Origin of the sequence: Mesorhizobium alhagi CCNWXJ12-2, assembly GCF_000236565.1 — a bacterium.
In the GTDB taxonomy this organism is placed as follows: Bacteria; Pseudomonadota; Alphaproteobacteria; order Rhizobiales; family Rhizobiaceae; genus Allomesorhizobium; species Allomesorhizobium alhagi.
In genome coordinates this window covers 1-24347 of sequence record NZ_AHAM01000125.1, presented here as the reverse complement: position 1 = coordinate 24347, position 24347 = coordinate 1, and the positions used below count along the sequence as shown (strand labels likewise).

Sequence of the window (24347 nt, the reverse complement as noted above, 5' to 3'; positions counted from 1 at the left end):
TTGCGGCAGCTTCCCCTCCCCCTTGAGGGGAGGGGTTAGGGGTGGGGGTATATTCGCGAACGCATCTGCCGGAGAAGCGCCATGACCGAGATCACGCTGACCCCCGGCAACGCGACCTTGGCCGACTGGCGCGCCATCTATCGGGGTTCGACGCCGAAGCTGGATGATTCATGCCGGCCGCTGATCAGGGCGAGCGCCGATGCGGTCGCGAGGATCGTCGCGAAGGGCGAGCCGGTCTACGGTATCAACACCGGCTTTGGAAAGCTCGCCAGCGTTCGCATCGAGGCGGCCGATCTCGAAACACTCCAGCGCAATATCGTGCTCAGCCATTCGGCGGGCGTCGGCGAGCCGATGCCGGTTTCGGTCGTGCGGCTTATGATGGCGCTAAAGCTTGCCAGTCTGGCGCAGGGCGCATCGGGCGTGCGGCCGGCAACGGTGGAACTGCTTGAGGCGATGCTGGCGAAGGATGTGGTGCCGGTGGTGCCGGCGCAGGGCTCGGTCGGCGCTTCGGGCGACCTCGCCCCACTCGCCCACATGACCGCGACGATGATCGGCGTCGGCGAAGTGTTTACGCCAGACGGCCGGGTGTCGGCCGTGGAAGGACTGGCTGCGGCCGGGCTCGCGCCTGTCGTGCTGGGCGCCAAAGAGGGGCTGGCGCTGCTCAACGGCACGCAGTTTTCGACCGCCTACGCGCTGGCGGCATTGTTCGAGGCTGAGATTCTCTATCGCTCGGCGCTGGTCACCGGTGCGCTGTCGACTGATGCGGCCAGGGGATCAGACGCGCCTTTCGATCCGCGCATTCATCTGCTCAGGAAGCACAGGGGGCAGATCGAGACGGCGAGCGCGCTGCGCAATCTGATGGCCGGCAGCGCCATCCGCGAATCGCACCGCGTCGGCGACGAGCGCGTGCAGGATCCGTACTGCCTGCGCTGCCAGCCGCAGGTGATGGGCGCTGCGCTCGACGTGCTGCGCAAGGCCTCGGACACGCTGGAGACCGAGGCAAACGGCGTCACCGACAATCCGCTGATCTTCGCCGAGGACGACACCGCGCTTTCGGGCGGCAATTTCCATGCCGAACCGGTGGCGTTCGCCGCCGACATGATCGCGCTCGCCGTCTGCGAGATCGGTTCGCTTGCAGAGCGCCGCATCGCCATGCTGGTCGATCCGGCGCTGTCGGGCATGCCGGCCTTCCTGACGCCGAAGCCCGGGCTGAATTCCGGCTTCATGATCCCGCAGGTGACGGCTGCCGCGCTCGTATCGGAAAACAAGCAGAAGGCCTATCCGGCGAGCGTCGATTCAATCCCGACCTCGGCCAACCAGGAGGACCATGTCTCGATGGCCGCGCATGGCGCGCGCCGGCTGATCGGCATGATCGAGAATGCGACGGCTGTGATCGGCATCGAGCTTTTGGCCGCGGCGCAAGGCTGCGATTTCCATGCGCCGCTGGCGTCTAGCGAGCCGCTGGAGGCGGTGCGCAAGACCCTCCGGGCCGAGGTGCCGCATCTCGACCACGACCGGCATTTCCATCCCGATATGGAGGCGGCGATCGAACTGGTGCGCAGCGGCGCGGTGATTGCTGCGGCAAACAGCGTCGATCTGCCGGGGGTTTCGGAGGTGGCGTCATGAGGGCGACGCCGTGGCTGACGGTCACGCGTGGCGACGCGCCGCTGCTGGTCAGCCTGCCGCACACGGGAACCGATCTTGCAGATATCGAGCCACGTCTGGTTTCGCGTTGGCTCGGCCAGCGCGACTGCGACTGGTGGATCGACAGGCTCTACGATTTCGCCGGCAGCCTTGGCGCGACGGTGGTGCACACCGCAATCTCCCGCACGGTTATCGACGTCAACCGCGATCCCTCCGGCGCCTCGCTCTATCCGGGGCAGGCGACGACGGAACTCTGCCCGACGACGACCTTCGACGGCGACCGGCTTTATCGGGAGGGCGAGGAGCCGGATCAGGCGGAAATTGGTCGGCGGCGCAAGGAGTTCTTCGATCCCTATCATGCAGCGCTTGAGGCCGAGGTCGCGCGGCTGAGGGCGATCCATGGCAAGATCATGCTCTACGACTGTCATTCGATCCGCTCGGTGTTGCCGCTGCTGTTCGAGGGAACGCTGCCGGTGTTCAACCTCGGCACCAATGACGGCCGGAGCGCCGACCCGGCGCTGCAGGACAAGGTCGCCACGATCATGGCCGGGACAGGCGAAAGCTGGGTGGTCAACGGCCGCTTCAAGGGCGGCTGGATCACGCGCCACCATGGCAGGCCGGAACATGGAGTCCATGCCCTGCAGATGGAGCTTTCCAACCGCGGCTACATGCACGAGCCCGAGGGCAAGGGCTCGCCGGACAATTGGCCGACGCCTTACGATCCGGATTTTGCAGCGCCGATGCGCGAGACTTTGACCAAAATCCTTGAAACCGCAATCGCCTGGGCGCGCAGCTAGCCGCGCCGGCAATTCTGGAGGCTTTCCGATGACTCAACAGACCCGCATCGACAATGCGCGCACGATCCGCGCGGCGACCGGAACCGAGCTTTCGGCCAAGAGCTGGCTGACCGAAGCGCCGCTCAGGATGCTGATGAACAATCTCGACCCAAACGTCGCCGAACGGCCGGGCGAGTTGGTGGTCTATGGCGGTATCGGCCGCGCCGCGCGCGACTGGGAGAGCTTCGACCGTATCGTCGGCGCGCTGAGAAAGCTGGAGAATGACGAGACGCTGCTGGTGCAGTCGGGCAAGCCGGTCGGCGTGTTCAAGACGCATCCAGATGCGCCGCGCGTGCTTCTGGCAAATTCCAACCTCGTGCCGCACTGGGCCAATTGGGACCATTTCAACGCGCTCGATAAGAAGGGCCTCATGATGTACGGCCAGATGACGGCCGGCTCGTGGATCTATATCGGCAGCCAGGGCATCGTTCAGGGCACCTACGAGACCTTCGTCGAGCTCGGTCGGCAGCATTACAATGGCGATCTTTCCGGCCGCTGGATCCTGACCGCCGGTCTCGGCGGCATGGGCGGCGCGCAGCCGCTCGCGGCAACCATGGCCGGCGCCTCGTGCCTGGCGGTCGAGTGCCAGGCGAGCCGCATCGAGATGCGGCTGAAGACCGGCTATGTCGACGTGCAGGCGAAGGACCTCGACGACGCGCTGGCGATTATCGACAAGGCTTGCAAGGACAAGAAGGCGGTCTCGATTGCGCTGCTTGGCAACGCGGCTGACATTTTTCCCGAACTGGTCCGGCGCGGCGTCAGGCCCGACGCTGTAACCGACCAGACCTCCGCGCACGACCCGGTCAACGGCTATCTGCCGAAAGGCTGGACGGTCGCCAAATGGGAAGAAAAGCGCGAACGCGACCCGAAGGCGGTGGAGAAGGCCGCGAAAGCCTCCATGGCCGGACACGTGCGGGCGATGCTCGACTTCCACAAAATGGGCGTGCCGACAGTGGATTACGGCAACAACATCAGGCAGATGGCGCTGGAAGAGGGCGTAGCCGACGCGTTCGATTTCCCGGGCTTCGTGCCGGCCTATATCCGCCCACTGTTCTGCCGAGGCGTTGGCCCGTTCCGCTGGGCCGCCCTGTCGGGCGATCCGGAGGATATTTTCCGCACCGACGCCAAGGTCAAGGAACTGACGCCCGGCAACAAGCACCTGCACAATTGGCTCGACATGGCGCAGAAGCGCATACACTTCCAGGGCCTGCCGGCGCGCATCTGCTGGGTTGGCCTCGGCGATCGCCACCGGCTCGGCCTTGCCTTCAACGAGATGGTCGCGAATGGCGAGCTGAAGGCGCCCGTCGTCATCGGCCGCGATCACCTCGATTCAGGCTCGGTCGCCTCGCCGAATCGCGAGACCGAGGCGATGAAGGATGGTTCCGACGCGGTCTCCGACTGGCCGCTGCTCAACGCGCTGCTCAACTGCGCATCCGGCGCGACCTGGGTGTCGCTGCACCATGGCGGAGGCGTCGGGATGGGATTCTCGCAGCATGCCGGCATGGTCATCGTCGCCGATGGCACGCCGGAGGCAGCAAGGCGCCTGGAACGTGTTCTGTGGAACGATCCGGCCAGCGGCGTCATGCGCCACGCCGACGCCGGCTACGACATCGCGATCGACTGCGCCAGGGAAAACGGCCTCAACCTGCCCGGCATTCTTGGCTGATGCGCATCATCCGCGCCGCCGACTGCCGCCGCATGCCGTGGAAGAACGGCGGCGGCGAGACCCTCGAGATTGCCATCTCACCCGAAGGGGCCGGCCTTGACGATTTCGACTGGCGGTTGTCGATGGCGCGCGTTGAAGCCGAAGGCCCGTTTTCGCTGTTCGCCGGCGTCGACCGCACGCTGGCGATACTTGAAGGCGAAGGGCTTGTCCTGACGGTTGGCAGACGAAAGCCGGTCCGGCTGACGGATCGTTCGGCCCCGTTCTCCTTTCCGGCCGACGAGGCGACATCGTCGAGCCTGATCGCCGGCCCGATCACCGACCTGAACATGATGACGCGGCGCGGCAAGGTCGTTCATTCGATGCGCCGGCTGACCGTCACCGGAGTGTTCGACGTGGCGTCGACAGCCCGGGAACTGCTGCTGTTTTGCCGTTCCGGCAATTTTTGTGTCGAAGCCGCCGGGGACCAGATCCTGGGGCCGCACGACACGCTGCACATGCGTGCCGTGCCCGCCATCCTTCGTCTCCGCGCAAGCCGCCCGGCAGACCTCTTCCTGATCGAGATCATGGCCGCCGCGGCCGCGGAATAGGTTGCTGCAGAACCAGCGAATTCCGCCGCGAACCACGAAAATGCCGGATTTTTCCGGTCCTGACTAACACCTCGCCGCCGCCTGGAATTGGCGCAAGACAGGTGGTGTTTTTTGGTATATCGCGTGCCGCAAGCGCATTTCGCCGCCTGCAACCAAACGGTCACTCAAAGCTTTTGGCGCGGTGGTGGCGGCGGTTTCCTCGCGATTCGTTGTGTGTTGAACGGAAATAGGCCGCAATGGATATTCAGACCGACAAAGCCCGGAAGCAGAAGGCAAATGCCCGCTTCCCGGCAGCGGCCGAACAACCGATACGGTCGAGCTTTCTTCAGGAAGACAGGTTGCGGGCGCTGGGTGAAAGCCTGGCAAGAGGCGAGATCCAGCATTTTTATGGGCTGGAGCCGTTCGATTTCCGCAGGCGCAATCGCGAAAACGCGGAAAAGATCCTCGAAACCTATCGTTCCACCAATGCGGCCCAGGCGCGCGGCGAGCCGATAACGCCGGCCGCGCAATGGCTGCTCGACAATAATTATCTCGTCGAGGAAACGATCTTCCAGATCAGGCGCGACCTGCCGGCGCGCTTCTACCGTGAATTGCCGACGATCAAGATTGCCGACGGCAAGACAGTGCCGCGCGCCCTGGCGCTGGCCTGGATCTATGTCGCGCATTCCGACAGCACCGTTTCGTCGGAGATGTTCAAGGCGGTGGTCGAGGGCTACCAGAACGTCGAGCCGTTCCGCATCGGCGAATTATGGGCGCTGCCGTCGCTGCTGCGCTTCGTCCTGATCGAAAACCTGCGCCGCATCGCGGTGCGGGTGAAGCGTGCGCGGGAAATGCGCCAGATCGCCAACGAGGTCGCCGACCGCGTGCTTGCGGCGGGGGAGGGCGAACAGCGCACGGCGATTCTCGACGACTACACCGTCCATGCCCGCGACAGCACGTTCGCCACCCAGTTGCTCTACAGGCTGCGCGACGGATCGCAGAATGCCGGCAGAGCGCTGGTCTGGCTCGAAGGCGAGCTCGAAAATTCCGGCACCGACGCCGAAGAAACCATCATGGGCGAGCACCACACTCTGTCCAGCGGCAACGTTACGACCGGCAATATCATCCGCGGGCTGCGGCTGATCAACGACATCGACTGGACGGTCTGGTTCGAGGCGGTGAGCCCGGTCGATGCGCTGTTGCGCGACCGGACCAGCTATGCGCTGCTCGATTTCCCGTCGCGCGACCAGTATCGCGCCTCGATCGAGGATCTGGCTCGCCGCGCCAATCTCAGCGAATATCATGTCGCCGAGCGCGCGACCGAACTGGCCGGATGCGTGCCGCAGGGCGCAGCCACCGCCGAAGAAGCAACGGTTGCCGAAACGGATGTCGGCTTCTTTCTGGTCGGCGAACGGCGCCAGGAGCTGGAAAAGGCGATCGGCTACCGCCCCGGCCCGGCGCTCATCACCAAGCGGGCCTTCAAGAAGACGGGCTGGGCCGGCATCGTCGTGCCGGTCTTTGCGCTGACCGTCCTGCTTCTGGCGCTCACCGGCAACGCGCTGTCCAATCTCGGCCTGTCGACGGCCTCAATCGCTGTGATGCTGGTGCTGTTCGCGGTACCGGCCAGCGAAGGCGCGCTCGCCTTCTTCCACACGATCGTGGTCCAATTCCTGAAGCCGACACGGCTTGTCGGCTACGAATACAAGGACGGCGTTCCAGTCGAGGCCCGCACGCTGGTGGTGGTGCCGTCCCTGATCGGCTCGCGCGACGATGTCGAGGAAAACATCCGCACGCTGGAAATCCACCACCTGGCGAACATGTCGGGCGAGCTGCATTTCGCGCTGCTGTCGGACTGGCCCGACAGCGATACGGAGCAGACGCCGGTCGATGTCGAGATTCTCGAGCATGCGCGCGCCCAGATCGCGCAGCTCAACGCCCGCTATCCGGCCTCCACCGCCGGGCCGCGCTTCTATCTGCTCCACCGCCGCCGCCTCTACAACGAGACGCAGAAGTGCTGGATGGGCTGGGAGCGCAAGCGCGGCAAGCTGCACGAACTGAACCTGCTTCTGCGCGGCGACAGCGATACGACCTTCTTGCCGCCGGATGCGCCGCTGCCGGACGGCGTCATCCATGTCATGACGCTCGACGCCGACACCAAGATGACCCGCGATGCGGTGACGCGGCTGGTCGGCAAGCTTTGCCACCCGCTCAACCGCCCCGAATTCGATCCGACGACCCGCCGCATCACCCGTGGCTATGCGATCCTGCAGCCGCGCGTGACGCCCTCGCTCACCACCGGCGACGAGGCATCTTTCTTCCAGCGCGTCTTCTCGGCCAATCGCGGCCTGGATCCCTATGTGTTTGCGGTATCCGATCTTTATCAGGATGTGTTCGGCGACGGCTCCTTCACCGGCAAGGGCCTCTACCATATCGACGCAATGGAAGCGGCGCTGAAGGGCCGCATCCCGGAAAACGCCATCCTCAGCCATGATCTGCTGGAAGGCGCTCTGTCGCGCTCGGCGCTGGTGACGGATGTCGAGGTGGTCGAGGATTACCCGACCCGCTATTCGGTAGACGCATCGCGCCAGCACCGCTGGGCCCGCGGCGACTGGCAGCTGCTCGGCTACATTCTCGACCCGATCTCCGGCGTGCCGGCGCTGTCGCGCTGGAAAATGGTCGATAATCTCCGCCGTTCGCTGACTCCGATATTCTGGGTGATGGCCGCTATCGCCGGCTGGACCCTGCTGCAGTTCACGCAGGCCGCGCAGTGGCAGGCGCTGCTGATCCTGACCCTGTTCATGGCGCCAACTTTCGAGATCATCGATGCGATCCTGCCCAAGAGCCGCGAAGCCACCGCGCGCGGCCATTTCAACGCATTGTTCCGCGATGTCGCCTTCGGAACCGCGATGGTGGCGCTGAAGATCGTGCTGATGGCGCATGCCGCATGGATGATGGGCGACGCAATCGTGCGCACGCTCTATCGCCTGTTCGTCAGCCGCCGCAACCTGCTGGAATGGCGAACCGCCTCGCAGGCGCAAAAGAGCAGCGGAAACGGGCTGGTGTCCTACTACCGATTGATGTGGGGCGCCGTCGTCATCGCCTTCGCTGGTCTTGCCATTCCCGTGGCCGCCGATTCGACCGGCGCCTTCGTCGCATTCTTCTTCGCCATTTTCTGGGCGGGGTCGCCGGCTTTCGCATGGCTGATCAGCCGCTCGGCCGAGACCGAGGACCGGCTGCGCATCACGCCGAGCGACGAGGAGCGGCTGCGTGTCGTGGCGCGGCGCACCTGGGCCTATTTCGAGACCTACGTCACTCCGCACCACAACATGCTGCCGCCCGACAATTTCCAGGAAACGCCGCTTCCGGTGGTGGCCCAGCGCACCTCGCCGACCAATATCGGCGTCTATCTTCTGTCCGTCGTGTCGGCGCGCGATTTCGGCTGGATCAGCCTTGCCGACGCGCTCGGTCGCATCGAGGAGACGATGACCACGATCGAGCGCATGGAGCGCTTTCGCGGCCATCTCTACAACTGGTACGATACGGCGACGCTGAGGCCGCTATACCCGCTCTATGTGTCGAGCGTCGACAGCGGCAATCTCGCCGGCCATCTCGTGGCGGTGGCCGCCGCCTGCGCCGAATGGGCTGAAGCGCCGTCCGTGCATCTGCAGGGCGAGTTCGAGGGGCTGCTCGACTGCGTCTCCATCCTCGAGCAGAGCCTCGAAGAGCTTCCAGACGACCGTCGCCAGTTGCGGCCGCTGCGCCAGCGCCTGCGCGACCGCATCGAAGGCATGCGCCGCGCGGTCGATACGATCAAGCAGCAGCCCGAGATGGCGTCGATTCGCACGATCAACCTGGCCGTGCTCGCCGGCGAAATCCGCAAGCTCGCCAGTGCCATCCATGCGGAAGTCGGCTCGTCGCGCAGCGAAGCGCTGCCCGACTGGGCGCTGAAGCTGCAGGCGACCTGCGAGGCGCATGTTCACGATGCGCATAGCGACGAGAATGCGGTCGAAGCGTTGCGGGGCAGGCTGCTCGCTCTGCGCGAGCGCACACGCAAATTCGCTTTCGAGATGGATTTCTCCTTCCTGATGCGGCATGAGCGCAAACTTCTGTCGATCGGCTACCGCGTCGAGGAGCACCAACTCGACGAGAGCTGCTACGACCTGCTCGCCTCCGAGGCACGGCTGACCAGCCTGTTCGCCATCGCCAAGGGCGACATTCCGACCGAACACTGGTTCCGGCTCGGCCGCCCGATCGTCGAGATCGGCTTCCGCGGCGCGCTGATGTCGTGGTCCGGGTCGATGTTCGAATATCTGATGCCGCCGCTGGTCATGAAGGAGCCGCAGGGCGGCATCCTCAACCAGACGAGCAAACTGGTGATTACCCGGCAGATCCAGTACGGCCGCTCGAAAAACATCCCCTGGGGCATTTCGGAAGCGGCCTACAACGGTCGCGACCGGGAGATGACGTACCAGTACACCAATTTCGGTGTTCCCGGCCTCGGCCTCAAGCGCGGCCTTGCGCAGAATACCGTGATCGCGCCCTATGCCACGGTGCTGGCGGCTCAATTCATGCCGCACCAGGCAGTGGAGAATCTGGAGCGCCTGCGGACCATCGGCGCGCTTGGCCGCTACGGCTTCTACGACGCCGTCGACTTCACGCCGCAGCGCGTGCCCGAAGGCAAGACGCATGCTGTCGTGTTCAACTACATGGCCCATCACCAGGGCATGTCGATCGTGGCTGTCGCCAATGCGATCTTCGAAGGCCGCATGCGCGACCGCTTCCACAGCGACCCGGTGATCGAGGCGGCGGAACTGCTGCTCCAGGAAAAGGCCCCGCGCGACATTCCGGTCGCCACCGTCAGGACCGAAGCGGATGAGCGGGGCAAGGTCGTGGAGGCAGAACCCAGCGCCGATACTAGGCTCATCCTCGAGCCCGCCGCGGCGCTGCGGTCGACCAATCTGATGTCCAATGGGCGCTACTCGGTAATGGTGTCGGCGACCGGCTCGGGCTACAGCCGCTGGAACGACCTCGCAGTCACCCGCTGGCAGCCCGACCCGACGGAGGACCGCCTCGGAACCTACCTGTTCCTGCGCGACACCGAGACTGGCGACTGGTGGTCGGCGACGGCCGAGCCCAAACGCTTGCCCGGCGAGCACGCGCAGACGTTTTTCCGGGACGACAAGGCGAGCTTCGTCAAAACTGTCGGCACGCTGCGCTCGGAAGTCGAGGTCATCGTCGTTTCAGAGGGCAATGGCGAAGGCCGCCGCGTCACACTTTGGAACGACGGCGACACCGACCGCTTCATCGAGGTGACCTCCTTCGCCGAACTGGCGCTGGCGCCGGAAGCGTCCGATAGCGCGCATCCCGCCTTCTCGAAAATGTTCGTGGAGACGGAGATCTGGCCGGGCAACAGCACGATCTTCGCGCAGCGCCGCAAGCGCGACCTGGGAGACCCGGACATCGCGGCAGCGCATTTCGTCGCCGATACGTTCGGCGCCAGCCGCGACACCGAAGCAGAAACCGACCGGCGCGCCTTCATTGGCCGCGGCAGGACCATCGCGAACGCGGCGGCGTTCGATCCCGGCGCAAAGCTCGGCGGCAATTCCGGTTTCGTCCTCGATCCGGTCATGGCGCTGCGCCGCCGTGTCCGGGTGCCTGCCAACAAGAAAGTGGAGGTGACGTTCTGGACCGTCGTCGGGGCCGACCGCGACGAGGTCGAAGCGACACTGGCTCGCCTGGACAACGCTGAGAGCTTTGCGCGCCAGGCGATGCTGTCCTGGACGCGGTCGCAGGTTCAGACCCGCCATATCGGCATGAGCCTGGCCGATGCCGCCAAGGGCCAGAGGCTTGCCCGCTACCTGATCTACCCCGATCCGTTCATGCGAATGCCCGGCGAGGTGATCACATCGGGCATGGGACATCAGTCAGCGCTTTGGCCGATGGCGATTTCGGGCGATTTTCCGATCTTCGCCGTCAGGATCAGCGACGTCGCTGACCTTGAAATCGTATCGCAGGCGTTGCGCTTCCAGGAATATCTGCGCGCGCGGGGCCTGCTTGCGGACCTCGTCGTGGTCAACGAGCAGGCTTCCTCCTACGTGCAGGATCTGCAGCAGGCCATTGAATGGCTTTGCGAAAACAGCCGCCTGCGGGGCAAGGAGCACGGTCCGCGCCAACATATTTTCGCGGTGCGCCGCGATTTGATGGACGAGGTCTCCTACAGAACTTTGCTCGCTGTCGCGCGGATTGCGTTGCACACCAGGAACGGAACGATACCGGACCAGATCGAGCGTGCGGAAGTCACCGCGCTTCAGGCGCGGGATGCGCTGCGGGAGGCCCAGGAAGGTGAGGCCGCTGTTTCGCGAACACCGGCTCCCGTTCTATCGGCGGCGACGGAAGTGGGAGAAGCGACACTCCCGTCCGGAGGCGGGCTCCTCTCGTGGAACGGGTTCGGTGGTTTCGACAGGGACGGCCGCGACTACGTGGTCAGACTCACCGGCCGCCGCACGACGCCGCAGCCCTGGATCAACGTCATTTCCAATGCGTCGTTCGGCTTCCACACTTCGGCCGAAGGCGCGTCGTTCACCTGGAGCCGCAACAGCCGCGATTTCCAGCTCACGCCATGGTCGAACGACCCGGTCTGCAACCGGCCTGGAGAGGCGATCTACATCTTCGATCATGCGACCGGCGAGGCGTTTTCGCCTTTCGCAGCGGTGCTACGCGACCCAACTGTGACGTACGAGGCGCGTCACGGGCAGGGCGTCAGCACCTTCAGCGTCGAACGTGGGCCGCTCACCATGGAGGTCACGCAACTGGTCGATCCCGTCGATCCGGTTAAGGTTTCACGCCTGCGCATACGCAATTCAGGGAATGCCCCGGCGCGGCTTCGGATCTACGGCTATGCCGAATGGGTGCTCGGCAGCAATCGCGCGAAATCGGCTCCGACCATCGTGCCGTCGATCGACATAGCGACCGGCGCGCTTCTGGCGCAGAACGCCTACAGCGTGGAGTTCGGCGACCGCGTCGCATTTCTCGCGAGCGATGGCGACGCCCAGTCGGTAACCGCCGACCGGCATGAATTCATCGGCGGCGGCTCCGTCGAAGTCCCGCAAACGGCAGTCGAGGGCGCGAGCCTGAGCGGCCGCGTCGACGCAGGTTTTGATCCGTGTGCGGCGATCGCCCGCGATGTCGAGGTTCCGGCAGGAGGCGAAATCTCGCTGCTGTGGCTGTTGGGCGACGCCGCCTCGCCGGAAGAGGCGAGCACCCTTGTCCAGCGTCACCGCGCCAAAAACTTCGACGAGCGGCTGGCCGAGAACGAGCGCGAATGGCGCGGGTTCCTCGACACGCTGCAGGTCGAGACGCCGGACAAGGCGCTGGACGCAATGGTCAACCACTGGCTGCCCTATCAGAGTCTTGCCTGCCGCATCCGCGCACGTTCGGCCTTCTACCAGGCGAGCGGCGCTTTCGGTTTCCGCGACCAGCTTCAGGATACGCTGGCGCTTTTGCTGCACGATCCGTCCCTGGCGCGAGACCAGATCCTGAACGCCGCCAGACGGCAGTTCCCGGAGGGCGACGTCCAGCATTGGTGGTTGCCGCGCACTGGCGCCGGCGTACGCACCATGATTTCCGACGATGTCGTCTGGCTGGGCTCGGCCGTCGCACGCTATATCAGCGTCACCGGCGATGGCTCGATCCTCGACGAGCAGGCGCACTTCATCAGCGGGTCTGCTCTGACGGAGGGCGAGCATGACGCCTTCTTCACGCCCGAGATCGCGCGGGAAACGGCGACGGTCTACGAGCATTGCGCCCGGGCGCTCGACCTTGCGGTGAAGCGCACCGGGGCGACCGGCATGCCGTTGATCCTGGGCGGCGACTGGAACGACGGCATGAACCGCGTCGGCGAGGGCGGCAAGGGCGAAAGCGTCTGGCTGGGCTGGTTCCTGCTCCGGACGCTCGGCGAATTCGCGCCGGTCGCCCGCGCCCGCAAGGACTACAAACGCGCCCAGCAATGGGACAAGCATGCGGCCGCGCTGAAGCGCGCTCTCGAAACCGCCGGCTGGGACGGCGAATGGTACCGCCGCGGCAGCTTCGACGACGGCACGCCGCTTGGATCGCGCAGTTCCGACGAATGCCAGATCGATTCCATCGCGCAATCGTGGAGCGTACTCTCCGGAGAAGGCGACCCGGCGCGCTCGCGCACGGCAATGGATGCGGCCATCCGCCGGCTTGTCGACGACGAATTGCAGATCGTTCGCCTGTTCACGCCGCCCTTCTCCGAAACCGAAAAGGATCCCGGGTACATCAAGAGCTATCCGCCTGGCGTGCGCGAAAATGGCGGGCAATATACCCATGCCGCAACGTGGTTCGTCATTGCGCTCGCCGAAATGGGCCGCGCCGACGAGGCTTACCGGGTTTTCCGGATGCTCAATCCCGTCAACCACGCGGCCGACGAGGCCGCCGCCGAGCAGTATCGGGTGGAGCCCTATGTGGTTGCCGCGGATATCTATTCCGAGGGCGAGAAGGGCGGCCGCGGCGGCTGGACCTGGTACACAGGTTCCGCCGGATGGCTGTACCGCGCTGCCGTGGAGGGCATTCTCGGCATCCGCAGGGACGGAAAAAATCTTGTCGTCAACCCGGTCCTGCCGAGGCACTGGGATGGCTATTTCGCGACGCTCAGGCTCGCCGGCGCGACCTATAGAATTCGGGTGACGAGGGAAAAGGGCAGGAAGGCCGTGGTCGTCGAAGTCGACGGTTCCGGTGTGAAAGGTCCGGGTTTTGCGCTCGTCGACAGCGGCGAAATCGATGTGGTGGTCCGCATGCCAGCCTAGTCGCCAAGTAAGTTGAACAACCTGCCGCCATATTTTTGCCGCACGATTGCCTTTTTTCTTTAAAACTCAAAATGTTAGCCATCACGCCAGATTACCGGACGTTGTGATCTTTTGTTCGAAAACACGGAACCGGCGGGCTATGTGCGCATTGTCTTGCCGCGCGACAAACGTTACGAGTCGCAAATTGATGCACTGCACAATTTTTATGACGAGGTAATTGCGTGTCATTGCTGGAAGTCTATTGGAGAGCGCTCCGATATCTGGCGGCTGACAGGCAGCGCGTACTTTTTATTTGCGCTGCAAATGTCGTCCTCGCCATCGTTACCATCGCCGAGCCGATCATGTTCGGCCGCATCATCGACGCCATCTCCGACAACCGCGAAGTCGTCTCCACGCTGGCCGTTTGGGCGAGTCTAGGCGCGTTCAACATTGTCGCCTACGTGCTGGTGGCGCGTGGCGCCGACCGGCTTGCGCATGCCCGCCGCGCCGGCGTGCTTTGCGAATCGTTCGAGCGGGTGATCGCCATGCCGCTGTCCTGGCATCACCAGCGCGGCACTTCCAACGCGCTGCACACGCTTTTGCGCGCGGTGGAAACCCTGTTCAGTCTTTGGCTGTGGTTCATGCGCAACCACCTGACGACCGCGGTCGCGCTTGTACTTCTCGTGCCGACCGCGATCTCGCTCGATATCCGGATGTCGGCAGTGCTGCTGGTACTCGGCATTCTCTATGTCGCGATCGGCCGCCTTGTCATGCACAAGACCAAAGAAGGCCAGGCACGAGTCGAAAAGCACTATCACGACGTTTTCTCGCACGTCACGGACTCGGTCAGCAACGTCGCAGTGCTGCAGAGCTACAACCGCGTTGCCCAGGAAACAGAGGCTCTGCAGAACTATGTGCGCGAGCTGATACAGGTCCAGTATCCCGTACTCGACTGGTGGGCGCTGGCGGCCGCGATGCATCGCCTCGCTTCCACCATTTCGATGATGGTCGTGCTCCTGATCGGTGCTTGGCTGGTTTCGCTCGGCGAGTTGCGCATCGGCGACATCGTCGCGTTCACCGGCTTCGCGTCCCTGCTGATCAGCCGGCTCGACCAGGTCTCCGCCTTCGCGAACCAGATTTTCGAAGCCCGCGCCAAGCTGGAAGATTTCTATCGCCTCGAGGATGCGGCCGCCGACCGGATGGAACCCGCCGGCCTTCGCGAACTCACCAACGTCACCGGTCACGTCCGTTTCGAGAATGTCACCTTCGAATTCCCGAATTCGGGGCAGGGCGTGCGCGACGTATCGTTCGAGGCCCTCGCCGGCCAGACCGTTGCGATCGTCGGCCCGACCGGCGCCGGCAAGACCACGCTGATCAACCTCCTCCAGCGGGTGCACAATCCGGATTCCGGCCGCATCCTGGTGGACGGCATCGACACCCGAACCGTCACCAAGAAGTCGCTGCGCCAGTCGATCGCGACGGTGTTCCAGGATGCCGGGCTGTTCAACCGCTCGATCGAGGAGAACATCCGCATCGGCCGCGAGAGCGCCCACGATGCCGAGGTTCAGGCGGCCGCGCAGGCGGCCGCGGCCCAGGAATTCATCCTGGCCAAGAGTGAGGGCTACGACACCAAGGTCGGCGAACGCGGCGGCCAACTCTCGGGCGGCGAGCGCCAGCGCATCGCGATCGCGCGCGCAATCCTCAAGGACGCGCCGATCCTGGTGCTCGACGAGGCGACGAGCGCGCTCGACGTCGAAACGGAAACGCGGGTCAAGGAAGCGATCGACACGCTCCGCCAGGGCCGCACCACCTTCATCATCGCCCACCGGCTGACGACCGTGCGCGACGCCGACCTCGTCGTCTTCATGGACAATGGCAGGGTGGTGGAAATGGGCGGCTTTGCCGAACTGTCGGCGACCAACGGTCGCTTTGCCGGCCTGTTGCGGGCAGGCGGTCTGCTGACCGATGAGGAAGTCCGCCGGCTCAGCCACGTATCGCTGCGAGGCGAGGCGGCCTAAGAAGCCGTCTGCCTGCGGCGATCGCCGCAATTGCCGCAGGCGGAACGCAGGTCTATGTAACGGGCCATGAGCGAAACAACCGCGCGGCCCGGCCGCTGGATCGATCTTGCCAATCCCACCCGCTTCCTGGCGCTGAGCGCTTGGCTGACGCCGTGGCTCGCTGGCCTCTCGGCGCTGGCGCTCGCCATCGGATTATACCTGGCCTTCACTGCGCCTGAAGATTACCAGCAGGGCATCACCGTGCGTATCATGTATATCCACGTGCCCTTCGCATGGCTGGCAATGATGTGCTACTCGCTGATGGCCCTGTCGGCGATCGGAACGCTGGTCTGGCGCCACCCGCTCGCCGACGTCTCGCTGAAGGCTGCAGCCCCCATCGGTGCGGTCTTCACCGCTCTGGCGCTGGTTACCGGCTCGATCTGGGGCAAGCCCATGTGGGGCGCATGGTGGGTCTGGGACGCGCGGCTGACCTCGGTGTTCGTGCTCTTCCTGATGTATCTCGGCATCATCGCGCTGACCCGCGCGCTAGACGACCCGGCCCGCTCAGCACGTGCCGCCGCGATCATAACGCTGGTCGGCTTCATCAACATCCCGATTATCAAATTCTCGGTCGACTGGTGGAACACGCTACATCAACCGGCCTCGGTGCTTCGGCTCGACGGCCCGACCATCCACCCGAGCCTGCTCTGGCCGCTTCTGGTCATGGCGCTCGGCTTCACGGCGCTGTTCTTCACGCTGCACCTGTCGGCGATGCGAACCGAGATCCTGCGTCGGCGCGTGATGGCGATGCGCTACATCGCGGCCCGCCGCGCCGAGCGAAAGCCCGTCTAAAAACAGCGAGTCGCGATATCCTGTAGATCAGAATGCTTTGAAAGTGAGCGTCGTCAGGGAGCGAACGATGCCGGGGACATTGGCGATGTTCTCGTTGATGAACTTGCCGATGTCGACGCCGTCGTCGATGTAGATCTTCATCAGGAGATCGTACTCGCCGCTGGTCGAATAGAGTTCCGAAGCCACCTCGCGCTCGAACAGGTGGTCGGCGACCGCATAGGTCTGGCCTGGGGCGCACTGCAACTGAACGAATACGGCTTTCATCGGACCTCCGGGCTTCGGCAGGAATTCTTACACCGCCAGCAACGTTCTCACCAGCGGATGATTGGCGTCCGCCAACCCTTCAATGACATCGAAATGGTGCCGGCCGGGTTCCTCGATGCTGGAGAGGCGGACGTCGAAGCTGCTCCACAGATTTTCGAGCAGCCCGTTCTGGCGCAGGAATTCCGGCCGCTCCGCGGACCCGACCCAACAGGTCAGGTCGATGCCGCCGATCGGTTCGAGCAGCGCCGGGCTTTCGGCCCGCGCCTCGGCAATGTCCAGCCGTAGCGTGTTGTTCATCTCCGTGTTCATCAGCGGCCGGAGATCGTGCAGGCCGGAAATCGACACCGTCTTGACAATCCGCGAAACCACGTCGCCTGAAAGCGGCGTCGTGGTGCAGATCATACGGCTGACGAGATGTCCGCCCGCCGAATGGCCGGTTAGGTGAATTGGCCCGGGAACTTCGCCGGCAGCGGCGGTGACGGCGTCGGCGACCTGCCTCACGATTTCCGAAATTCGTGCTTCCGGGCAGAGCACATAGGAGGGCAGGGCCACAGCATAGCCGTGGTCGAGCGGGCCTCTGGCCAGATGCGACCAGCAGGATTTGTCGAACTTCGTCCAGTAGCCGCCATGCACGAAGACTACGAGGCCCTTGGGTGTATCGATGGGCAGGAACAGGTCAAAACGGTTTCGCTGGCGGGCACCGTAGGAGATGTCGGCCTGCAGCCGTCCGGTCCGGCCCATCTCGTCGCGGAAGCCGGCCGCGAGCGACTGCCATTTGTCGGGATAGCCTTCGCCGCCCGGTATGTAGGCGGAATTGGTGTAGGCGTCGTCCCAGTCGGAAATCCGGTGTAGCGTCATTGTGCCTTGCTCATCCTTTACCGGGCGGAATTGGCCACGGATGCGCGTCCGGCGCAAGCATCATCGGGTATCCGGATTAATTTCAAGCTTGAAATTTCATGCTTGAAATTATGGTCGCTGGGTGTCATCTTCCTGCATCGGAAGGAGAATGACGGCCGATGAAGATCGCCTGCCTAGGTGGAGGCCCCGCCGGCCTCTATTTCGCTATCAGCATGAAGCTGCGCGATCCGGCGGCGGAAGTCGTCGTTGTCGAGCGCAACCGGCCCGACGACACGTTCGGCTGGGGCGTGGTGCTTTCCGACGAAACTCTCACCAATCTCGCCGCCAATGACGCGGTCAGCGCCGCGGCGATCCGCTCTCATTTCGCCTATTGGGACGACATCGCCGTCCATTTCAAGAGCACCAAGACGGTTTCCACCGGCCATGGCTTCTGCGGCATCGGCCGCAAGCAGCTCCTGCTTCTGCTGCAGGCGCGGGCGCGCGAACTCGGCGTCGAGCTGCGCTTCGAAACCAATGTCGAAAACGTCTGCAAATATGCCGAGGAATATGATCTCGTCGTCGCCGCCGACGGGCTGAACTCGCGCGCCCGGACTGAATTCGCGGAAAAATTCGAGCCCGAGATCGACGTGCGCACCTGCAAATTCGTATGGCTCGGCACGCACCAGAAATTCGACGACGCCTTCACATTCATCTTTGAAGAGACCGAGCACGGCTGGGTGTGGGCGCATGCCTACCAGTTCGACCAGGATACGGCGACGTTCATCGTCGAGTGCAGCGCTGAGACCTGGGCAAAATTCGGCTTCGGCGAGAAAAGCCAGCAGGAAACCAACCGCATCTGCGAGCGCATCTTCGCCAAATATCTCGGCGGCCATGAACTGATGACCAACGCCAACCACATCCGTGGTTCGGCCTGGCTGAATTTCCCGCGCGTGCTCTGCAAGCGCTGGTCTTACCGGAATATCGCGCTGCTCGGCGATGCGGCCGCCACCGCGCATTTCTCGATAGGCTCGGGCACCAAACTGGCGCTGGAAAGTGCCATCGCGCTGGCCGAATTGGTCAACACCGAGCCGACGCTGGAAGCCGCCTTCGCCCGCTACGAGGAGGAGCGCCGCACCGAGGTGCTGCGCCTGCAGTCGGCGGCCCGCAATTCGCTGGAATGGTTCGAGGATGTCGAGCGCTATTTCGACCTCGATCCGGTGCAGTTCAACTATTCGCTGCTGACCCGCTCGCAGCGCATCAGCCACGAAAACCTGCGGCTGCGCGACAAGGCCTGGCTGGAAAGCGCAGAGCAATGGTTCCAGGAGCGTGCCGGCGCCCCCGCTGGCACCAGGCGGGCGCCGATGTTTGCGCCGTTCAGGCTGCGCGATATGCAGCTCAGAAACCGCATCGTGGTTTCGCCTATGGCGCAGTACAAGGCTGTCGACGGAACGCCGACCGACTGGCACCTGGTGCATTACGGCGAACGCGCCAAGGGCGGCGCCGGCCTCCTCTATATCGAGATGACCTGCGTCAGCCCAGAAGGGCGGATCACGCCGGGCTGCACGGGCTTCTACAAGCCCGAGCATGAGGTGGCTTGGAAGCGCATCGTCGATTTCGTCCACACTGAAACCCAAGCCAAGATCTGCGCCCAGATCGGCCATTCCGGCCGCAAGGGCTCGACCAAACTCGGCTGGGAGGGCACGGACAAGCCGCTCGACCAAGGCAACTGGCCGGTCATGTCGGTGTCGGAGCTGCCATGGTCGGCTGAGAACCAGACGCCGCGGGCGATGACTCGCGCCGACATGGACCTGGTGCGCGACCAGTTCGTCGCCTCGGCCAAAATGGCCGACCGCGCCGGCTTCGACATGCTGGAGATCCATGCCGCGCACGGCTATCTCCTATCCTCCTTCATCACGCCGCTGACCAACAACCGGACCGACGAATATGGCGGCCCGCTGCAGAACCGCATGCGCTACCCGCTGGAGGTCTACCACGCCGTGCGCGAGGTCTGGCCGGCAGGCAAGCCAATCTCGGTGCGCATTTCCGCCAATGATTGGGTTGGCGACGAGGGGGTAACACCACAGGAGGCGGTGGAAATCGCAAAGATGCTGCAGGAGGCGGGTGTAGACATTTGCGACGTGTCTGCGGGGCAAACCTCTGAGCTTGCCCGTCCCGTCTACGGCCGTATGTTCCAGACGCCGTTCTCCGACCGCATCCGCAACGAGATCGGCATGGCGACCATGGCGGTCGGCAATATCTATGAGCCGGATCACGTCAACTCGATCCTGCTTGCCGGTCGCGCCGATCTGGTCTGCCTGGCGCGGCCGCATCTGACCGATCCCTACTGGACGTTGCGCGCCGCCGCCAAATTCGGAGACACGGGCGAGCCCTGGCCCGATCCATATCTGCCCGGGCGCGACCAGTTGTTCCGTCTTGCCGAGCGCGCCGCCGAAATGGCCGCACAGGACCGCGTGGTATGAGCGATCTTTCCGGACAGCGCGCATTGGTGACCGGCGGTGGCTCCGGGTTGGGCGCCGCTATCGCGCTTGCGCTTGCCGAGGCGGGCGCCTCGGTTGTCGTATCGGGCAGGCGAATGGAACCACTCGAGGAAATGGCGGCCAAGTCGGACCGCATCAGCGGCATCGTCGCCGATATGACCGACGAGGCGTCGGTGCGCGAACTGTTCGAGCGGATCGGCGCGGAGCATGGCGATCTCGACATCATCGTAGCCAATGCCGGCACGGCCGAAAGCGCGCCGTTCCATCGTACGGGCATGGATTTGTGGAAGAAGATGCTCGACGTCAATCTGACCGGCGTGTTCCTGACCTTCCAGAATGCGTTGCCCGGCCTGCTGAAGCGCAAGCAGGGCCGCCTGATCGCCGTCGCGTCGACGGCGGGCCTGAAGGGCTACCCTTATGTCTCCGCCTACAGCGCCGCCAAGCATGGCGTCGTCGGGCTGACGAAATCGCTGGCGCTGGAGCTCGCCGAAACCTGCATAACCGTGAACGCGGTCTGCCCCGGCTTCACCCAAACTCCGATGCTCGAGCGCTCGATCGAAACCATCATGCAGAAGACCGGCAAGGGCCGGGACGAGGCGATAGCCGCATTGGCCGACGCGAACCCGCAGAAGCGCTTTGTGCGGCCCGAGGAAGTCGCCGAGACCGTGCTGTTTCTCTGCGGGCCGAATGCAGCCGCAATCACCGGCCAGGCCATTTCGATTTCGGGGGGCGAAGTATGACGATCCAGCAGAAACCGATTTCCGTTCCATGCATGGCAAAGCAGAGGCTCAGGGTCTGGCTGCGCATGCTGAAAGCGACCAAATTGGTCGAGGCGACGGTGCGCGAGAATCTGCGCGTCGAGTTCGACACGACGCTGCCGCGCTTCGATGTCCTCGCTGCGCTCTACCGCTTCGAGGATGGGCTGAAGATGAGCGAGCTTTCGGCCGCGCTGCGGGTTTCCAACGGCAATGTCACCGGCATCGTCGAGCGGCTCGTCGCTGACGGGCTGGTGCTGCGGATCCCGGTCGCCGGCGACAAGCGTGCCACGCTGGTGCGGCTCTCCATAAAGGGCAGGGAAACGTTTGCCCGCATGGCCGAGGCGCATGCCGGCTGGGTTAACGGCATTCTGCAGGACCTGTCCGATGAAGATTGCGAACAGGCGATCGGAATATTGGAAACCGTCGGCAGATCGCCGAAGCTGACCGCAAAGGTGGACGCCAATGACTGACATGGCAGGGTACAAGGCGAAGCATTTCCGCTGGAGCGCGCAAGACGGCATCGCCGTCATCACGCTCGACCGACCGGAGCGCAAGAACCCGCTGACCTTCGACAGCTATGCCGAGCTTCGCGATTGTTTTCGCACGCTGGCCTATGCGGACGATATCAAGGCGGTGGTGTTTGGTTCAAACGGCGGCAATTTCTGCTCGGGCGGCGATGTCCACGACATTATCGGCCCGCTGCTGAACAAGGACATGAAAGGCCTGCTGGCCTTCACCCGCATGACCGGCGACCTGATCAAGGCTATGATCAATTGCGGCAAGCCGATCATCGCCGCCGTTGACGGCGTCTGCGTCGGGGCCGGCGCGATCATCGCCATGGCGTCGGACCTGCGCATCGCCACGCCGGAGGCCAAGACGGCGTTCCTGTTCACCCGCGTTGGCCTTGCCGGCTGCGACATGGGCGCCTGCGCCATCCTTCCGCGCATCATCAGCCAGGGCCGCGCGGCGGAACTCCTCTATACCGGCAGGACCATGTCGGCCGAAGAGGGTGAGCGCTGGGGGTTCTTCAACCGTGTCGTCGAGCAGGCGGCGCTCGATAATGAGGCGCTTGCGCTGGCCAAGCGCCTCGCCGAAGGCCCGAATTTCGGGCATATGATGACCAAGACCATGCTCAATCAGGAATGGTCGATGTCGATCGAGCAGGCCATCGAGGCGGAAGCGCAGGCGCAGGCGATCTGCATGCAGACGCTGGATTTCAAGCGCGCCTACGATGCCTTTGTCGCCCACCAGAAACCCGTTTTCAAGGGTGACTGAGATGCCTGACCGCAGCTTTCTCGCCTGGCCCTTCTTCGAGGATCGCCACCGCACGCTGGCGGAGACGCTGGAAGGTTGGGCGTCAGCCAATCTGGCGCATGTCGACCACGGCGATGTCGACCAGGCCTGCCGCGAGTTGGTGGCAAGGCTGGGCGAGGGCGGGTGGCTCGTCCATTCCGCCGTCGATCCCGAGGGAGCCGACGCAAAGCTGGACGTGCGTAGCCTCTGCATCATCCGCGAGACGCTGGCGCGCCATGACGGCCTGGCCGATTTCGCCTTCGCAATGCAGGGCCTGGGAACGGGAGCGCTGTCGCTGTTCGGGACAGCCGGGCAGAAGCGTGAATGGCTGACGAGGACGCGGCGCGGCAAGGCTCTGTCGGCCTTTGCGCTCAGCGAGCCGAAGTCTGGCTCCGACGTCGCCAATCTCGATCTGGCCGCCACGGTCGACGGCGATGCTTACGTCCTCAACGGCGAAAAGACCTGGATCTCGAATGGCGGCATCGCCGATTTTTACACCGTGTTTGCCCGCACCGGCGACGGGCCAGGCGCCAAGGGCATTTCCGCCTTCATCGTGCCTGCCGACGCGCCGGGCCTGTCGATCGCTGAACGGCTCGAAGTGATCGCCCCGCATCCGCTGGCGCGGCTGTCCTTCGAAAACTGCCGCATTCCACGCTCCGCTATGATTGGCGCGCCGGGGCAGGGCTTTCGCGTCGCCATGTCGGTGCTCGACGTGTTCCGGCCAACGGTAGCGGCGGCCGCCCTCGGCTTTGCGCGCCGCGCGCTCGACGAATCCGTTGCCCGCGCGAGGTCACGCGAATTGTTCGGCGCTCCAATGTCTGAATTGCAGATGGTCCAGGGCCATATCGCCGACATGGCGCTCGACATCGACGCGGCGGCGCTGCTGGTTTACCGCGCTGCATGGCTGAAGGATTCGGGTGCTGCCCGCATCAGCCGCGAAGCCGCGATGGCGAAGCTCTTTGCCACCGACCGCGCCCAGAGCGTCATCGACAAGGCCGTGCAGATCCATGGCGGCGACGGCGTGCGCAAGGGGAGCGTAGTCGAGAGCCTCTATCGCGAAATACGCGCGCTGCGCATCTATGAGGGCGCTTCGGACGTTCAAAAGGTCATCATTGCGCGTCAGGTGCTCACCGACAGAACATAAATCCAGAGGGAGAACTGCATCATGACGAAAGATCTCGCGAAAGGCATCACCGCGAACGGAACCGGCTTGGACGGCGTCGAATGGAACATCCTCGGCCAGGTCTATTATCCAAAGGCGGTCTGTGAGAGCGCCTTCGCCTTCGAGACTAACAGCGCGCCCGGCCAGTTCGTACCCGTCCACATCCATCCCGATCAGGACGAGTTCATCCTGGTGCAGGAGGGCCAGCTCGAGCTGAAGCTCGACGGCGTCTGGTCGACCGCCAAAGCCGGCGATCTGGTGCGCATGCCCAGGGGCATCCCCCACGGCTATTTCAACAAGTCCGACAAGCCCTGCCGGGCGCTGTTCTGGGTGTCGCCGGCCGGCCGGCTCAAGAACCTGTTCGAGGAATTGCACGACAAGAGCGACATTCCGACCATCGTAAGACTGTCGGCCGAGCACGACGTCGACTTCCTGCCTGAAGAAGCGAATGCGTAAAATGCGCGGACCGACAGCTCACACCGACAGCTTCGCAAGGGACAATCTGCCGCCGCAGAGCCAGTGGCCGGACTTCCTGCTCGACGGCTTCGACTATCCCGAGCGGCTGAACGCCGCCGTCGAACTGACCGACGCCATGGTGGAGAAGGGGTTCGGCGACAACACCGCGCTCATCGGCAATGGCCGCCGCCGGACCTACAAGGAACTGACCGACTGGTCGAACCGCATCGCCCATGCGCTGGTCGAAAATTACGGCGTAAAGCCCGGAAATCGCGTGCTGATCCGCTCCGCCAACAATCCGGCGATGGTCGCCTGCTGGCTAGGGGCCACCAAGGCCGGCGCGGTCGTGGTCAACACCATGCCGATGCTGCGCGCCGGCGAACTCGGCCAGATCGTCGACAAGGCGGAGGTCCAATTCGCACTGTGCGACACGCGCATCAAGGACGAGCTGATCGCATGCGGCAAGGCGAGCCGCTTCCTGAAGACCATCATCGGCTTTGACGGCACGGCCAATCACGACGCCGAACTCGACCGCATCGCGCTGAACAAGCCGGTGAAATTCGATGCGGTTGAGACTGGCCGCGACGATGTCGCGCTGCTCGGCTTTACGTCCGGCACTACCGGCGAACCCAAGGCGACGATGCACTTCCACCGCGACCTTCTGATCATCGCCGATGCCTACGCCAAGGAAGTGCTCGCCGTCAGGCCAGACGA

Annotated in this window: 16 protein-coding genes; 14 read left to right on the top strand and 2 right to left on the bottom strand. The window is 64.2% G+C overall.

Features of this window, described 5'->3' with window-relative positions; translation table 11 throughout:
* Positions 1-81 precede the first annotated feature (81 nt).
* The 7 genes from hutH (at position 82) to MAXJ12_RS14630 (ending at position 16365) form a co-directional block, all read left to right on the top strand.
* Complete coding sequence (hutH, locus tag MAXJ12_RS14660) at positions 82-1626, top strand: histidine ammonia-lyase (protein ID WP_008836682.1); 1545 nt, start codon at positions 82-84, stop codon at positions 1624-1626.
* A complete protein-coding gene (gene hutG, locus MAXJ12_RS14655; protein WP_008836681.1) occupies positions 1623-2441 on the top strand; it encodes an N-formylglutamate deformylase in 819 nt (272 codons plus the stop codon). The genes hutH and hutG overlap by 4 nt, the downstream gene beginning before the upstream one ends.
* A 28-nt stretch (positions 2442-2469) precedes the next feature.
* Positions 2470-4146, top strand: a complete 1677-nt coding sequence (gene hutU, locus MAXJ12_RS14650; RefSeq protein ID WP_008836680.1) for a urocanate hydratase — start codon at positions 2470-2472, stop codon at positions 4144-4146.
* Positions 4146-4733: a HutD/Ves family protein gene (locus MAXJ12_RS14645; RefSeq protein ID WP_008836679.1), complete on the top strand. Its 588-nt coding sequence runs from the start codon at positions 4146-4148 to the stop codon at positions 4731-4733. The genes hutU and MAXJ12_RS14645 overlap by 1 nt, the downstream gene beginning before the upstream one ends.
* 236 nt (positions 4734-4969) lie before the next feature.
* On the top strand, positions 4970-13537 hold the full coding sequence (locus tag MAXJ12_RS14640) for a glycoside hydrolase family 94 protein (protein WP_008836678.1): 8568 nt from the start codon (positions 4970-4972) through the stop codon (positions 13535-13537).
* Between the two features lie 221 nt (positions 13538-13758).
* Positions 13759-15534 carry a glucan ABC transporter ATP-binding protein/ permease gene (locus MAXJ12_RS14635; protein ID WP_040586328.1) on the top strand — a complete coding sequence of 592 codons (1776 nt, stop codon included), beginning with the start codon at positions 13759-13761 and terminating at the stop codon, positions 15532-15534.
* A gap of 66 nt (positions 15535-15600) precedes the next feature.
* A complete protein-coding gene (locus MAXJ12_RS14630; protein WP_008836676.1) occupies positions 15601-16365 on the top strand; it encodes a heme ABC transporter permease in 765 nt (254 codons plus the stop codon).
* Positions 16366-16392: 27 nt separating this feature from the next.
* On the opposite strand, the gene MAXJ12_RS14625 is transcribed toward MAXJ12_RS14630, so the two are convergent.
* Positions 16393-16629, bottom strand: a complete 237-nt coding sequence (locus MAXJ12_RS14625) for an Lrp/AsnC ligand binding domain-containing protein (RefSeq protein WP_008836675.1) — start codon at positions 16627-16629, stop codon at positions 16393-16395.
* A gap of 27 nt (positions 16630-16656) precedes the next feature.
* Positions 16657-17487 (bottom strand): alpha/beta hydrolase, encoded by an 831-nt coding sequence (locus MAXJ12_RS14620; RefSeq protein WP_008836674.1) that lies wholly within the window; start codon positions 17485-17487, stop codon positions 16657-16659.
* 158 nt (positions 17488-17645) lie between these two features.
* Here MAXJ12_RS14620 and MAXJ12_RS14615 point away from each other — a divergent pair, with 158 nt between their 5' ends.
* From MAXJ12_RS14615 to MAXJ12_RS14585, 7 genes are all read left to right on the top strand, one after another.
* On the top strand, positions 17646-19946 hold the full coding sequence (locus MAXJ12_RS14615; protein ID WP_008836673.1) for a bifunctional salicylyl-CoA 5-hydroxylase/oxidoreductase: 2301 nt from the start codon (positions 17646-17648) through the stop codon (positions 19944-19946).
* Positions 19943-20704 (top strand): SDR family NAD(P)-dependent oxidoreductase, encoded by a 762-nt coding sequence (locus MAXJ12_RS14610; protein WP_008836672.1) that lies wholly within the window; start codon positions 19943-19945, stop codon positions 20702-20704. The genes MAXJ12_RS14615 and MAXJ12_RS14610 overlap by 4 nt, the downstream gene beginning before the upstream one ends.
* Positions 20701-21192, top strand: coding sequence for a MarR family winged helix-turn-helix transcriptional regulator (locus tag MAXJ12_RS14605; protein WP_008836671.1), 492 nt, complete (start codon positions 20701-20703; stop codon positions 21190-21192). Before MAXJ12_RS14610 ends, MAXJ12_RS14605 begins: the two co-directional genes overlap by 4 nt.
* Entirely contained in the window at positions 21185-21997 is an 813-nt protein-coding gene (locus MAXJ12_RS14600; RefSeq protein WP_008836670.1) for an enoyl-CoA hydratase family protein, read from the top strand. Before MAXJ12_RS14605 ends, MAXJ12_RS14600 begins: the two co-directional genes overlap by 8 nt.
* 1 nt (position 21998) lies before the next feature.
* On the top strand, positions 21999-23159 hold the full coding sequence (locus MAXJ12_RS14595; protein WP_008836669.1) for an acyl-CoA dehydrogenase family protein: 1161 nt from the start codon (positions 21999-22001) through the stop codon (positions 23157-23159).
* Positions 23160-23180: 21 nt separating this feature from the next.
* Complete coding sequence (locus MAXJ12_RS14590; protein WP_008836668.1) at positions 23181-23633, top strand: cupin domain-containing protein; 453 nt, start codon at positions 23181-23183, stop codon at positions 23631-23633.
* A gap of 1 nt (position 23634) precedes the next feature.
* Positions 23635-24347 (top strand): AMP-binding protein (locus MAXJ12_RS14585; RefSeq protein ID WP_008836667.1); only part of this gene is annotated, 713 nt, incomplete at its 3' end.

Coding starts and splice junctions, on each gene's coding strand:
- MAXJ12_RS14645 (WP_008836679.1), top strand. CDS start 4,146: ATGCGCATCATCCGCGCCGCCGACTGCCGCCGCATGCCGTGGAAGAAC.
- hutU (WP_008836680.1), top strand. CDS start 2,470: ATGACTCAACAGACCCGCATCGACAATGCGCGCACGATCCGCGCGGCG.
- MAXJ12_RS14610 (WP_008836672.1), top strand. CDS start 19,943: ATGAGCGATCTTTCCGGACAGCGCGCATTGGTGACCGGCGGTGGCTCC.
- MAXJ12_RS14590 (WP_008836668.1), top strand. CDS start 23,181: ATGACGAAAGATCTCGCGAAAGGCATCACCGCGAACGGAACCGGCTTG.
- MAXJ12_RS14615 (WP_008836673.1), top strand. CDS start 17,646: ATGAAGATCGCCTGCCTAGGTGGAGGCCCCGCCGGCCTCTATTTCGCT.
- MAXJ12_RS14595 (WP_008836669.1), top strand. CDS start 21,999: ATGCCTGACCGCAGCTTTCTCGCCTGGCCCTTCTTCGAGGATCGCCAC.
- MAXJ12_RS14625 (WP_008836675.1), bottom strand. CDS start 16,629: ATGAAAGCCGTATTCGTTCAGTTGCAGTGCGCCCCAGGCCAGACCTAT.
- MAXJ12_RS14640 (WP_008836678.1), top strand. CDS start 4,970: ATGGATATTCAGACCGACAAAGCCCGGAAGCAGAAGGCAAATGCCCGC.
- hutH (WP_008836682.1), top strand. CDS start 82: ATGACCGAGATCACGCTGACCCCCGGCAACGCGACCTTGGCCGACTGG.
- MAXJ12_RS14605 (WP_008836671.1), top strand. CDS start 20,701: ATGACGATCCAGCAGAAACCGATTTCCGTTCCATGCATGGCAAAGCAG.
- MAXJ12_RS14620 (WP_008836674.1), bottom strand. CDS start 17,487: ATGACGCTACACCGGATTTCCGACTGGGACGACGCCTACACCAATTCC.
- MAXJ12_RS14600 (WP_008836670.1), top strand. CDS start 21,185: ATGACTGACATGGCAGGGTACAAGGCGAAGCATTTCCGCTGGAGCGCG.
- MAXJ12_RS14630 (WP_008836676.1), top strand. CDS start 15,601: ATGAGCGAAACAACCGCGCGGCCCGGCCGCTGGATCGATCTTGCCAAT.
- hutG (WP_008836681.1), top strand. CDS start 1,623: ATGAGGGCGACGCCGTGGCTGACGGTCACGCGTGGCGACGCGCCGCTG.